This window comes from Leptotrichia hongkongensis (assembly GCF_041538065.1).
In the GTDB taxonomy this organism is placed as follows: domain Bacteria; phylum Fusobacteriota; class Fusobacteriia; order Fusobacteriales; family Leptotrichiaceae; genus Leptotrichia; species Leptotrichia hongkongensis.
Genome location: NZ_JBGORW010000002.1, coordinates 60,807 through 73,236 on the forward strand (window position 1 = coordinate 60,807; position 12,430 = coordinate 73,236).

A 12,430-nucleotide genomic window follows, 5' to 3' on the forward strand; every position below is an offset into this window, starting at 1 on the left:
CCCTTCTCCCTTTTAAAAAATCTTCCAAAACTGCCACCATTTTTTATTCGCCTTTTTCTCAGCCTTTTTCAGCTTTTTCTCAATTTCGGCTATTTCATTTTGTTTTGTACCGCTTTTTTCCAGCTTTTCCTTTGCCTGCGTAAATTTTTCCACAGCTTCCTTCCATTTTTTATTCTTAAAATCCTCTTCTGCTTTTCTCTTTAATAAATATCCCTCATTTTTTTCAATTTTTTTATTCAAATCCTCAATTTTAGACATCTGATTTCCAAAGTTCCCATCTGCATTCACCTCTTCCAGAAGTTTCTTCGTTTCCTCATATTTTGAAATACTTTCTTCAAATCTTTCGTTTATAGCCAACTGATCTGCCTGCATTTCCAGATTTGATGCATTTTCCATTTTCCTTGTTATTTCTTCACGCCTTTGCCTCTCCTGCTCCATTTCTTCTTGCTGTGCCTTGATTTCAGCCTCTTTTATTTGCAGTTGCTGTTGTATCTGAATTTCCTGCTGTCTTAACTTTTCCGAATATTCTATTTCCTGTGTTTTCAATTTTTCAGCATTCTGGCTTTCAAATTTAATAAATTCCTGTGCCTGATTTATGTATTTACTCACAACATTTGCATTATTCGTATCCTTCATTTTCTGATAAATATTTTTAGCCTGTGTTAGAATATTTATTGCTTGTGCTGGATTATTAGCAGTTATTTGCGAAAGCCCTTCCTGAACAAGATTATTGGCAGTCTGCAAATTAGCATTTTGCTGGGAATCAAGTTCCTGTATCTTATTGTCAATTTCTCCCACTTTCACAGTATCTCCAAGTGTTTGATACATCTGTCGTGCCTGATAATACGCCTCTTTTGAAGAATTAATATTGCTTTGTGCTAGCGAATCCCCTTTATTTTCAGCAAGCATTGCCCCATTATATGCTGTTTTTTCCTTATCCGTTATTTCCTCCAGCTTTTTCTCAACTTGCGAAACATAATCTGCCCTTCCATTTGCCAAATACATATCCGCCGCATTTTTATAGCTAACCTTTGCCAAATTGTAACTTCCTTCATTAACTGCTGCATCTCCAGCCGTTTCCAAAGCCTTAGCTTCCTTTAATTTCACAGTTGAATTTATCCGCGAATCCAATGTAGTTAAAATCTCTTCCGTGTTCAGCTCATCCCGTTTATAGCTATTGTCATTCAGGTTATACTTAGCCTGCTGATATTTTACGTTCGCCTCGTCATAATTTCCGCTGTTAAACATCTCATTTCCCTCATTAATATCCGAAAATGCCTTTTTAATTTTTTCAGTTTCTCCAATTTTCTTATTTATCTCATCAATTTTCTTACTTGCATCAGCTCTTTTTTTCTCAGCATTCGTAAGAAATCCTATTATACCCTTGTTTTTAGGCTTTAGTTTTTCGTATTCTCCAATTTCAAGCTTCAAATTATCAATTGAATTATTAAAATTTTTCTTTAAAATCTCCTCATCTGCCAACTTTTCATACTGTGTTGCCGCCTGCAGAATACCATTTCGCCTTTTTACATTCCAAATTATAACAAACAAAATAATTACAACAATAATCAGCATTACAAGTATTATTTTTTTAATAAGTTTCCTTTTGTCCTTTTCCATCGGCTCTGGACTTGCTACAGCACCTACTTCTACCTGTGCAATCGTATAATTTTCGATATTATCCCTAAGTGAAGCAAGTATCCGTTTTTCTAATGAATTTAACCATTGCTTCTTATCCTCAAATCTGGAAAAGTCGTTTTCCATATCATGCTCATCAATATTTTCCCAGAATCCTACAGTCGTCAAGCAAAAAACATCTTTTTCCATAAGTTCTACAGGTTTTTTTATAATATTTAGCTTAATTTTCCCAAAATCCCCAATCGCCTGCAGCAAATCATTTCTTTGCCTGTGAAATTTCATATCCGATATATTCAATGCCTCTTCATCCACCAAAAGCTGTGCTATCGTGTCATCTCTGCTTTGAGAAATGATGTATCCGCCTCTAATATGATAAAACCTTGTATTTCCGATATTTCCATATAAAATTGAATTATAATTACTTATAATGATTAAAAGAGAAGTGTGCATAAGAGAATATTTCTGAGTTTCTTCCTGTTTTTCCTTAACTTTCAGATTGGCATAATCCATCATTTCCTTTATTACATCATAGTTAAATCGTGGACGTAGCATAAAATATTCAATTGCAGATTCCACAGCAATCCTTGCTGCAACTTTTGCCCCTTCTTCCTCATCAAATCCATCCGCCACAGCCCAAATCGCATAATTATCCAGCAAAACATACCCAAAATAATCGTTATTTTCAGCCTTCGTCCCAGCCTCACTCAAAAATTCTGTAATAAATTTTGCCTCATCTTTCCTCATTTCTCAATTTCTCCCTCTATTTTTGGTTAATTCAACTTTATAAAATATATTTTTATACTATTCCCCATTAAAAAGGTTAATATCTAATAAATTTTGAATTGTATTCTATTTTCTAATAAGATTTAGTATTAGATTATTTTGTTTAATAACAGTTTTTCCTATTTTATATTATATTTTTTCTTTTATTTTCGTAGGATTGCTCATCGCCGCAAATCCTACCACCTATGGCTAGTCTACGACATTTTTCTGCACTGACAAAAAACTCGCTATGCTCAGACAGTTTTGCCAGCACATAAAAATGCTCCGACGGATTAATCTATACTAAACTCTGTTTAAAAAATGAGAATTATATCTTAAATTAATTGAAAACATTAGGTTTATATCTCTTATTAGAAAAGTTTGTAATAAATTCTTTATTTAAAAGGGGTTTAGTATAAATTTATTAAATTTCTTCATAATCTTCGATTTTTACTTCTAAATCATTATTTTTATTCTGAAAATTCGTATTTTTCACAATTTTTTCATCATTTAAATTTTCATATTTCCTTTTCACTCTTTCCTCTCTTGATTTTTCCTTTTCCCAGTCAAAATAATCTCCGCACAGATTTACAAATACAAACTTACTTTCTCCCATTTCCACTACTGAATAAGCTCGTAATTCTACTGTGTTGTAGACTGCTTCTCCATTTAGATAAATAAGTCCGTTGGAATCTCCGGGAGTTAGCATGAATTTTCTCTGTTTAGGGTTATAACTTATTGAACAATGGTTTTTTCTGGAAATCATAGTATCTCCTAAAATTTGTATATCCATATTTTCTCCACGCCCAACAAAGTTGCGTTCACTCACAATCCTATAGTCTTTTCCCTTATCATGCCCTTCAATACACGTAAGCCAACCCACGACTGGATCTACCGTGCTGTCTTTAGACCAGTAGGCTGTTGTTCTGTCTTCATCTTTCATTTCTTCAACTAGATTAATTTTATCATCCAGATTTTCTGTTTCCAGCCCTTCTGATTTGCAGTAAGGACACGAGCTGTATCTTGAAACATCGTATATATGCCCATTTTTACATCTATCCAATTTCATTTTAAAATTTTCCTTTCTTTTTTTATTTATAGATTTATTTTAATAATATTTTTGTAGTCGCTAAATAAATTATATCTCCTGATTCCACTTTTACTGGTATATTTTTTTTCAGCTTTATTTTCCGTTTATCTAAACTTCTTTCAATTCCACTTCCATTTTGTGAGCCTAAATCCTCATAATACCAGATTCCGTTGACACGATTTAAGATTCCGTGAGCCCTGCTGACTAAATTTGAGTAAATTCCTTCACTTACATCTATATCCACCCTGTTTCTTGGCGATTGCTTACCAATAAGAAGCGATGTTGCCCTCCCAATTTTCCAAATTTTCATATCATAATCTTCTGAATCCTTCAAAAATATATGCTCAATCTGCTTTTTCTCCAAATCCTCAATTTCCTTTACCCTTTCTAAAAATACATTATGCTCCCTTTCTCTCTCATGCTTTATATTTTTGATTTCCTCCTCGACTTCCACCTTTTCAAAAAATCTTTCCACAATAAGCAGGTAAAGTGTGACTCCAATATAAATAAAAATTGAAAAATAAAGACTTTTTGTAGAATATCCTGAAAGATGTACAAAAATGAATGTAAATATTAAAACTGTCATTATTAAAATATTTTTTATATTTAAAAATTTGTAACTTTTTTGATTTTTTGCATTCAATTTACGTTTTTCATATTTTTTAATTCCCTTATCTACACTAATTTTATTTCTTTCATCATTAATTTTTCCATTTTCTCTATTTTTTCCAAGCCGTGCTACGCTTCTAAGCCTTTCCAGCCTGTAAATACTTCCACGTCCAAATGAACGCCTAAAAATATTTCCCCAATTTGTAAAACTTCTTCTGATTCCCCACAACATTTCTAATTTCCCCTTCTTACTTTTTCTCTTTCATATCAAAAAAACTCTCAAATCTGCTTTTCACACTTTCTTTCTCAGCTTTTGCTTTATTCTTACCCATTTTATCTAGCCCAAAACTGTTTTCAAACATTCCTTTCATTTCGGTTGCACTTTTAAAAAATTCTTTTCCAAAAGTAAAATTATTTTGAAAAGATTTACTTTTAAAATTTTCTTTATTATTTTTATTTTTTAGATGATTTCTCGCATTTTTTCTTTTGTAATCATACTCTTTCCGTCTTTTATCATTTGAAAGAACTTCATACGCCTCTGTTATTTCTCGAAATTTTTTTACAGCTTTTTCATCTCCTGTATTTCTGTCAGGATGATATTTGATTGCCATTTTTCTATATTTCTTTTTTATTTCAGAAACATCTGCATTCTCAGGTACTTCCAGTATTTTGTAATAATCCATTTCTCTTCCTTCTTTATTAATTTTTCTTTAATTTTAATTAAATAATACTATATTATTATATTTTTGTCAATATATTTTTAATTTATAATTAATGTTTTTGGTTTTAAATTTCATAAAAAAGACATAAAATTTACATATTTTTGTCAAAATTAAATGGTATTATGTATTTGTTCAAAAGATAAGAGCAAATTGAAATGGAGATGATTAATATGAATATGAAAAATACTTTTAAGAAAACGGTTGCAATTCTAGGAATAGCAGGAGTGTCCATTGTATCTTTTGCCATTCCGCCTAAAGAACAAAGACCAAAACCAAAAGCAACTGTTGTTCAACCAAAAAGAAAATCGATAAACAAAAAGCCAACAAGAAAACAAGCAACAAAACCTCATGAAAAAAGAATTAATAAAAGACATCACAAATAAAATTAAATTTATAAAATTATTACTCATAAAAATTTATACAAATTATACTCAAACCTATTTTAAATTAAACTGCTAAAATTATATAAATTTATGGTTTGAATAAAATAGTCATAGCTTTTGAGTTTAGTTTTAAATAAGTTTTACTATAAAATTATGTAAACATCAAAAAATATGTACCTGTAGACAAAGCAATAAAAATTGCAATGTTTAAAGGTACATTTTTGTAATTATAGTCAATCTAAAAAAATTAGAGTGAAAATATGTGAAAAGTAATTAACTCATATTCCACTCTTATTTTAAAATAAAGTTTATATTCTTTATTTTTTATTTTGAATTTTCTGCAAAACTATTTTTATAGCTTCACTAATATCTTTTATTTGAACTAACTCACTATCTTTTATCCATTTAGAAACATCTGTATTTACATATCCTAAAGACTCTAAAGCCAATTTCAAATCTTCCTTCATTAACAAAACTCTAGAATCTGATACTTCTGATGTTATCAGTTTTCCACTTAATATATTGCTATTTTCTTCAATAACTTCTACTACATCCAGTTTTTTCACTTTATCTTTCAAATCCAGTATTATCTTTTGAGCTTTTTTTATACCCAGTCCTGGAACTCTTGTAAAAATTTTTGATTCGTTCTCTGTAACAATATCAATAATTTCTCTCATATTAAAAGTAGAAAGTATTGCAATTGCAAGTTTCGGTCCTACTCCACTTATACTTATTAGTGCTTTAAAAAGTTCCCTTTCATTTTGTGTTTTAAATCCGTAAAGAGAAATATCATCTTCTTTTACATTTGTATAAATGTATAATTTTTCGTTGCTTCCAATATTATCTATTTTTTCAAATGTTTTTAGGGATATATGAATTTTGTATGCCAAGCCATTTATCTCTAAAGCAACATAATCAACTTTCTTCACTGCTAATTTTCCTAAAATATATTCAAACATTTATACCCTTTCTTTTTAAATTTGTAATTTATAATTTTACTAATTCAACTTTTGAAATATTTTCTTCCAAAAACATAATTCCAATTTCTTTAAATTTTTCTTGCCCATCTGTTACATAATATTTTACTTCTTCATTTTTCTTAGCATCATTTTTTAAAAATTCATTTTTTTGTAAAATTTTTTTCAAATCTAATGCTGTTTCCCTTGCCGGATCCACTATTTTTATATCTGGATAAATTTTTCCAATTGCCTCTTTTAAAAGCGGATAATGAGTACATCCTAGTATTAATGTATCAACTTTTCCTTCAAAATCATCTAAATATGTCTTTATTATCTGATTAACAAGCTTACCGCTTAAAATTCCTTCTTCTACAGCTGGAACAAAAAGTGGACATGCCTTCTGAAATACTTCTGCCTTTGTATTAAAAAGTTTTATTTCTTCTTCGTATTTCCCCGATTTTATAGTTGCTTTCGTTCCAATTACACCAATTTTATTACTTTTTGTAGTATTTATTGCTGTTCTTGCTCCAGCCTCTATTACTCCTATAATTGGTATTTTAAAAGTTTCTTTCAGTTCCTTTAATGCAAGGGCAGTAGCTGTATTGCAAGCCACTACAATAGCGCTTACTTCTTTTTCCAGCAAAAACTCAACAATTTCTTTTGAGTACCTTACAATCAGTTCTTTTGTCTTTTCTCCATAAGGAACTCTTGCTGTATCTCCGAGATAATATATTTTTTCATTTGGCAATACTTTTCTAATCTCTTTTAATACCGTAAGTCCCCCAATTCCCGAATCAAATACTCCAATAGACATTTTATTTCCTTCCTGTTGTTATATTTTAAAAAATAAAATTGAGCCGTTAAAAAACAACAGCTCTTTTTACATTATTTCATAATCAGTTCCCCACTATAAGTCAACGTCCCGTCAGTTGCAATATATGTTCCTACAATTTTTCCCCTGCTATTTTTAGTTACTCCTGAATTCAAGTTTACTGTGTAAGTTAGATTTGGTCTTTGAGTTGCAGTTATTTCTACATCTTTTGTTGGGTATAAATTATATTTATTATTTCCAATTGTTGCTACTGCTACTACATCATTTCTGCTTATAATTTTCATTTTCTTAGCTGAATTATTATTGTTATTTTTTCCAAAAATTGTATTAAAAAATTGTTCTACCTTGTTTCCTTTTGGAGCATTATTATTTTCGGCTTTATTACTTTCATTAACTTTTACAGCATTACCAGTGTTAGCAGAACTGCTTGCATAATTATTATTTCCGCGAGTCTTTCTAGCATAGCCATTTGCATAATAATCATTTATCTCTTTTGCACCTATTGCATTTCTGTCTCTCGCTCTGTCTGAACCTAAAATAATTGCTATCATTCTATCATTGCCTCTGTTTGCTGTCAAAACTATATTTGAACCTGCCGCTTCATGATAGCCTGTTTTTATTCCATCTACTCCCAAAACATTTCCTAAAAGTGAATTTGTAGAACTTACTTTTGTATTTCCGTTATCTACATAATCTGTTTTGTTTTTTGAGAAATTTAAGTATTCACTATAATCCCTTAATGTGATTTGAGCCAATTTATACAAATCCTTAGCATTCCCCTGATCCATACAAGAACCTGTATACTTAGGCGGTAATCCGTGCGGAGAGCAATATCGAAGAGAATTTAGCCCATAACTTCTTGCTTTCTGATTCATTAAATTTACAAAACTTGGCACATCGCCTGCAACATATTCAGCAAGTGCATAAGCCGCATTGTTTGATGATTTTATAATAGTTGCCTTTAATAAATCCCTTACTGTATATTGCTTTCCAGCAGTTAATTTTATTCCATAAGGAACAGAAGCCGCTTTTGATGAAACTGTTACCTTGTCTTCATATGAAATTGAACCTTGCTTAATTTTATCTAATGTCAATATTGATGTCATAATTTTTGTAACAGACGCTAATGGACGAACTGCTGAACTGTTATCTTCCTTTATAATATTTCCATTAACATCTCCTATTAATAAAGCTTTATAGTCATGATAATTCTCCCCTTCAGCAAATGAAAATGCTGATGTAATCATAAATGCTATGGATAATATTATTTTTTTACTTTTATTTCTATTTTTTATTTTCTTTCCCATTTTCCTTTCTTTCCTCTTTTCTATCTGATAAATTTCCTAAAGAGTAATATAACATTTTCATATTAGTTTTTCATTTGTAAATTTATTGATAAAACTTGTTTGATTTGATTGCTATCTGCCTGAATGTATTTAAAAAATTCTCAATAATTATCTATAAAAAATTTCAATTTACACTCTAAATTATTTCAAAAATAAATCCTAAAGTTAAATTTATTTTATCTGTTTACAATTGCATTTTAATTTTAATGTCTATATATTAAAAAAAATTAATTATATTTATATTTTTATTTTAGTTTTTATTTAAAAAAATTTCTATATTTATAAAATATCTTCTCCTTTTTTACAATATATGAACTAAAAATTATCATACTTTTGCCAGTCATAATAACTCTGATTCAAGCTGTAGGCATGAAATCCATTATCATTCAAAAGTTTGGAAGCTAAATTTGCATAGGCACAGTTTCGTCCTCTGCAATAAACAATTATTTCTTTATTTTGGGGTAAATTCTTCAAATTTTCTTCCAGATTCTTCATTGGAATATTTATTGCATTTTCTATATGGCTTGAATTAAATTCATCTGCCGGACGTAAGTCTATTATTAAAGTTTCTTTGTTTTTTGCCATTTCATAAGCCTGTTCCAAAGTAATCGGACGGATTTTCATGCAGCTGTCATTAAACTCGCTGTGTATCCGTTGAATGTCTGCTAGTTGCTGCTCTCCTACTCCAATCAGAAGATACACTAAATCTATTATCTGTGTATTTGCAATCTCATAAACAACATAGTTTCCCTTTTTTTCACAAACAACCAGATTACCATCCTTTAAAATCTGCAAATGTCTTGAAGTATTAGCGATACTCATTCCTGTTTCATTCGAAATACTTTCCACAGTTTTTGATCCTTGCACAAGTAAATCCAGTATTTCGATTCTTTTTTCACTGGATAAGCATTTTCCAATTTTTGATAATCCCAAATACAGGCTATTTTTGTAATTTTGACATATCTTATCCATTTAATTCAGCTCCTTTCTACTTTTACATTTATACTAAATCTCATAAAATCTAAATTTAAAAATTATTATTAAGCTCCTAAGTCCCCATTTATGCTTAAATAACTGAATTTTAAAGTAAATTTGAGTATACTTTTAAAAATTATAATAAAAGTGTTGACAATTTATTTTAAATATGATACTATTCAATTACTTGATTGAATAGTTGATTTTCTAAAAACAGTATAACACAATTTTTTTAAAAAATAAACTATAAATTATAAAACTTAACAAAAATGATTTTAAGAAAGAGGTTGATGTAAAATGGCATTAAGTTTAAATAAAGATAATTTTGAAAAAAGTATTGCAAATGGAGTTGCTCTAGTAGATTTTTGGGCAGAATGGTGTGGACCTTGTAAAATGCAACTTCCTATTATTGAAGAATTTTCAGGAGAAATGGAAGGAAAAGCTACAATAGGAAAAGTAAATGTAGATGAAGAACTAGAATTAGCACAATCTTTCGGAATTCAAAGCATCCCTACATTAATTTTATTCAAGGATGGAAAACCTGTAAAAAAATTAGTTGGATTACATTCAAAAGAAGCACTTTATGAAGAAGTAAACCAAATATTATAGAATTTGGGCAAAATATATTATTTAAAGAAATATTTATTTATAAAAAAGTCTAGCGGTTATTTTTTAATTCTGCTAGGCTTTAATATTAAAAAATAAATTTAACTAAGTTATAGTTTATAAAACGAAAAATCGTAAAAAAGGAATGGTGAAAAATATGTATGATTCAGTAATTATAGGATCAGGACCAGCAGGACTGACAGCCGCAATTTATCTAAGCCGTGCTGGATTAAAAAATATAATAATAAATGGAATGGAACCAGGTGGACAATTGACAACTACAACAGAAGTTGAAAATTTTCCTGGATTTCCACAAGGAATTTCAGGTCCACAGCTAATAGAGGATATAAAAGCTCAATCAAAAAATTTTGGAACTGAATTTCTACAGGCAGTTGTAAAAGATATTGAAAATGTAGAAAATAGTGGTAAGAAAACATTTAAATTGCATTTAGATAACGGAAATATAATAGAAGCAAAAACAGTAATTTTATCAACAGGGGCAAGTGCAAAATACCTTGGAATTGAAAATGAAAAAGAAAATATAGGAAAAGGTGTTAGTGCATGTGCGACTTGTGACGGATTTTTTTATCGTGGAAAAGATGTTGTTGTAATTGGCGGTGGAGATACTGCGATGGAAGAAGCTATATTTTTAACAAAATTTGTAAACAAAGTTACTATCATTAACAGAAGAGATATATTACGTGCCTCTGCAATTATGCAACAAAGAGCAAGAGATAACGAAAAAATTGAGTGGAAATTAGATTATACTCCAAAAAAAGTGCTAGCTGATGAAAAAGTTACAGGAATAGAGCTTTTAAATAACAAAACAGGCGAAATCGAAACTTTAGCAACAGATGGAATTTTTGTAGCGATTGGAAGAACTCCAAATACAAAATTTCTTGAAGGAAAAGTCGAAATTGACGATAGAGGCTACATTATAACAAAAGGAAAATCCTCTAAAACAAGTACTCCTGGAATCTTTGCAGCAGGAGATGTTCAAGACAGCAAATATCAGCAGGCAATAATTGCGGCTGGAAGTGGTGCTATTGCGGGACTTGATGTAGAAGAATATTTAAGAGAAAATAATTTATAATTCTAAAACTTAAAGAAATAAAATATTAAATATGTACCAATAAACTGGATAATAATAATTAGAAAGTTTTAAGGTACATTTTTTGTTTTATATTTTACTTTATAATAAAATATACTCTAAATCTATTTTTTAACTTAATTATCCAACTGATCCAAATAAAATTTATTAATCGAAAAAATAAAATTATAAAAAATTAATTAAATTTTTTTATTTTTCTGAAATAATATGACAAATATAAAAAAATATAGTATAATATAATAATGTAATAATTTTAAATTAAAACTCCAAATTTTAAATAATAAATTTGGAGGCAAAAAATAAAACATTAAAAATAGGAGGTTACTTTTTATGGAAAATATTGAATTTGAAAGTTTCGATAATATTGAAAATGATGATTCAGGACGATTGTATGAAATGGGAAAAAGTTACTACGACAGCGGTTCTGACATACTTGCTGAAAAATACTTGAAAGAAGCAGCTAAAGGTGGAAATAGAAAGGCTTTTCTTTTACTTGCTGATATTTATCTAAAATATGACAAATTAAATTTAGCAGAAAAATATTTAAAAAAAATTGCTGATGGCGGAGATTTTGAACTGCAAGATAAACTTGGAACAGTTTATAAAAGAAAATCAAATTTTGAATTAGCTGAGTATTATTATAAACAAGCTATAAGCAATGGAAATCAAAGAGCACAGTATCACTTAGGGAAATTGTATTATTTATTCAAAAAGAAAAATTTAGCAATAGATTATTTAAAACCTGTAGCTGATGAAAGAGATCAAGAAGCTCAAGTACTGCTTGCAAAAATTTACTATGACAATGGTCAAGTTGATTTGGCTGAAGAATATTTACATAAGGCAAAAGATAATGGTGAAGCATATTATCTTCTTGGAAAACTGTATGGCGAAAGACAGGACATTGAAACTGCTGAAAAACATTTAAAAACAGCAGCAGATGACTATGACAATAAAAGAGCGCAGGAAGTTCTTTCAAACCTTTATACAGACAAAAACAATCTTACTCTTGCAAAACACTATTTAAAATTGCTTGCAGATGAAAATCATTTGGAAGCCTTTGCACTGCTTGGAAACATTTTTGCTGATGAAAAAAACTATAATCTTGCCTACACAAATTATGGACATTTTTTTGAAGGAAAAAAACGAGAAAATGCAAAAGTTGATATGAAAAAAATTGACGATGCAAAACTTAAATTTAATTTTGGAAAATGCTGTATAAAACTTGGAAAATTTGACATTGCTGAACAAAATTTAAAAGATAGTGAATATCTGAAAATTTCTGACAATGTAATTGAAGTTGCAAAACTTTACGAAGAAGCAGATCAGTTGAAATTGGCTATCCAATACTACAAATTAGCTTTACATTTGTAATTTAAATAAAAATAAATATTAAATTT

The 12,430-nt window shown here is 29.2% G+C and carries 13 protein-coding genes; 4 read left to right on the forward strand and 9 right to left on the reverse strand.

Translation table 11 applies throughout. The features are described from left to right. Positions 1–12: 12 nt before the first annotated feature. From ACEG17_RS01835 to ACEG17_RS01855, 5 genes are all read right to left on the reverse strand, one after another. Positions 13–2,382, reverse strand: a complete 2,370-nt coding sequence (locus tag ACEG17_RS01835) for a PP2C family protein-serine/threonine phosphatase (protein WP_372582336.1) — start codon at positions 2,380–2,382, stop codon at positions 13–15. Between the two features lie 163 nt (positions 2,383–2,545). Further along, positions 2,546–2,674, reverse strand: a complete 129-nt coding sequence (locus ACEG17_RS01840; protein WP_021744732.1) for a hypothetical protein — start codon at positions 2,672–2,674, stop codon at positions 2,546–2,548. Between the two features lie 150 nt (positions 2,675–2,824). Continuing rightward, positions 2,825–3,469, reverse strand: coding sequence for an FHA domain-containing protein (locus ACEG17_RS01845; protein WP_372582337.1), 645 nt, complete (start codon positions 3,467–3,469; stop codon positions 2,825–2,827). A gap of 34 nt (positions 3,470–3,503) precedes the next feature. Continuing rightward, positions 3,504–4,331 carry an FHA domain-containing protein gene (locus tag ACEG17_RS01850; RefSeq protein ID WP_372582338.1) on the reverse strand — a complete coding sequence of 276 codons (828 nt, stop codon included), beginning with the start codon at positions 4,329–4,331 and terminating at the stop codon, positions 3,504–3,506. Positions 4,332–4,347: 16 nt separating this feature from the next. Beyond that, the gene (locus ACEG17_RS01855; RefSeq protein ID WP_372582339.1) at positions 4,348–4,782 is read right to left on the reverse strand and encodes a DnaJ domain-containing protein; all 435 of its coding nucleotides are present in this window, start codon (positions 4,780–4,782) and stop codon (positions 4,348–4,350) included. 209 nt (positions 4,783–4,991) lie between these two features. Between ACEG17_RS01855 and ACEG17_RS01860 the strand changes: the two genes are divergently transcribed. Further along, on the forward strand, positions 4,992–5,204 hold the full coding sequence (locus ACEG17_RS01860) for a hypothetical protein (RefSeq protein ID WP_372582340.1): 213 nt from the start codon (positions 4,992–4,994) through the stop codon (positions 5,202–5,204). Between the two features lie 317 nt (positions 5,205–5,521). On the opposite strand, the gene ruvA is transcribed toward ACEG17_RS01860, so the two are convergent. From ruvA to ACEG17_RS01880, 4 genes are all read right to left on the reverse strand, one after another. Continuing rightward, positions 5,522–6,163, reverse strand: coding sequence for a Holliday junction branch migration protein RuvA (gene ruvA, locus ACEG17_RS01865; RefSeq protein WP_147004863.1), 642 nt, complete (start codon positions 6,161–6,163; stop codon positions 5,522–5,524). Between the two features lie 28 nt (positions 6,164–6,191). Continuing rightward, a complete protein-coding gene (gene murI, locus ACEG17_RS01870) occupies positions 6,192–6,977 on the reverse strand; it encodes a glutamate racemase (protein ID WP_147004862.1) in 786 nt (261 codons plus the stop codon). Positions 6,978–7,048: 71 nt separating this feature from the next. Further along, positions 7,049–8,302, reverse strand: coding sequence for a D-alanyl-D-alanine carboxypeptidase family protein (locus tag ACEG17_RS01875; RefSeq protein WP_372582341.1), 1,254 nt, complete (start codon positions 8,300–8,302; stop codon positions 7,049–7,051). A gap of 354 nt (positions 8,303–8,656) precedes the next feature. Continuing rightward, complete coding sequence (locus ACEG17_RS01880) at positions 8,657–9,313, reverse strand: metalloregulator ArsR/SmtB family transcription factor (protein ID WP_147004860.1); 657 nt, start codon at positions 9,311–9,313, stop codon at positions 8,657–8,659. Between the two features lie 300 nt (positions 9,314–9,613). Here ACEG17_RS01880 and trxA point away from each other — a divergent pair, with 300 nt between their 5' ends. From trxA to ACEG17_RS01895, 3 genes are all read left to right on the forward strand, one after another. Then, positions 9,614–9,925: a thioredoxin gene (gene trxA / locus ACEG17_RS01885; protein WP_372582342.1), complete on the forward strand. Its 312-nt coding sequence runs from the start codon at positions 9,614–9,616 to the stop codon at positions 9,923–9,925. A 142-nt stretch (positions 9,926–10,067) separates the two neighbouring features. Beyond that, positions 10,068–11,015, forward strand: a complete 948-nt coding sequence (gene trxB, locus ACEG17_RS01890) for a thioredoxin-disulfide reductase (RefSeq protein ID WP_372582343.1) — start codon at positions 10,068–10,070, stop codon at positions 11,013–11,015. 348 nt (positions 11,016–11,363) lie between these two features. Next, positions 11,364–12,404: a tetratricopeptide repeat protein gene (locus ACEG17_RS01895; protein ID WP_372582344.1), complete on the forward strand. Its 1,041-nt coding sequence runs from the start codon at positions 11,364–11,366 to the stop codon at positions 12,402–12,404. Positions 12,405–12,430 lie beyond the last annotated feature (26 nt).

Excerpts from the sequence above, each read along its gene's own strand:
- murI (WP_147004862.1), bottom strand. The coding sequence starts at position 6,977 with ATGTCTATTGGAGTATTTGATTCGGGAATTGGGGGACTTACGGTATTA.
- ACEG17_RS01835 (WP_372582336.1), bottom strand. The coding sequence starts at position 2,382 with ATGAGGAAAGATGAGGCAAAATTTATTACAGAATTTTTGAGTGAGGCT.
- ACEG17_RS01895 (WP_372582344.1), top strand. The coding sequence starts at position 11,364 with ATGGAAAATATTGAATTTGAAAGTTTCGATAATATTGAAAATGATGAT.
- ACEG17_RS01845 (WP_372582337.1), bottom strand. The coding sequence starts at position 3,469 with ATGAAATTGGATAGATGTAAAAATGGGCATATATACGATGTTTCAAGA.
- ACEG17_RS01880 (WP_147004860.1), bottom strand. The coding sequence starts at position 9,313 with ATGGATAAGATATGTCAAAATTACAAAAATAGCCTGTATTTGGGATTA.
- ACEG17_RS01850 (WP_372582338.1), bottom strand. The coding sequence starts at position 4,331 with ATGTTGTGGGGAATCAGAAGAAGTTTTACAAATTGGGGAAATATTTTT.
- ruvA (WP_147004863.1), bottom strand. The coding sequence starts at position 6,163 with ATGTTTGAATATATTTTAGGAAAATTAGCAGTGAAGAAAGTTGATTAT.
- trxA (WP_372582342.1), top strand. The coding sequence starts at position 9,614 with ATGGCATTAAGTTTAAATAAAGATAATTTTGAAAAAAGTATTGCAAAT.
- ACEG17_RS01855 (WP_372582339.1), bottom strand. The coding sequence starts at position 4,782 with ATGGATTATTACAAAATACTGGAAGTACCTGAGAATGCAGATGTTTCT.
- trxB (WP_372582343.1), top strand. The coding sequence starts at position 10,068 with ATGGTGAAAAATATGTATGATTCAGTAATTATAGGATCAGGACCAGCA.
- ACEG17_RS01875 (WP_372582341.1), bottom strand. The coding sequence starts at position 8,302 with ATGGGAAAGAAAATAAAAAATAGAAATAAAAGTAAAAAAATAATATTA.
- ACEG17_RS01860 (WP_372582340.1), top strand. The coding sequence starts at position 4,992 with ATGAATATGAAAAATACTTTTAAGAAAACGGTTGCAATTCTAGGAATA.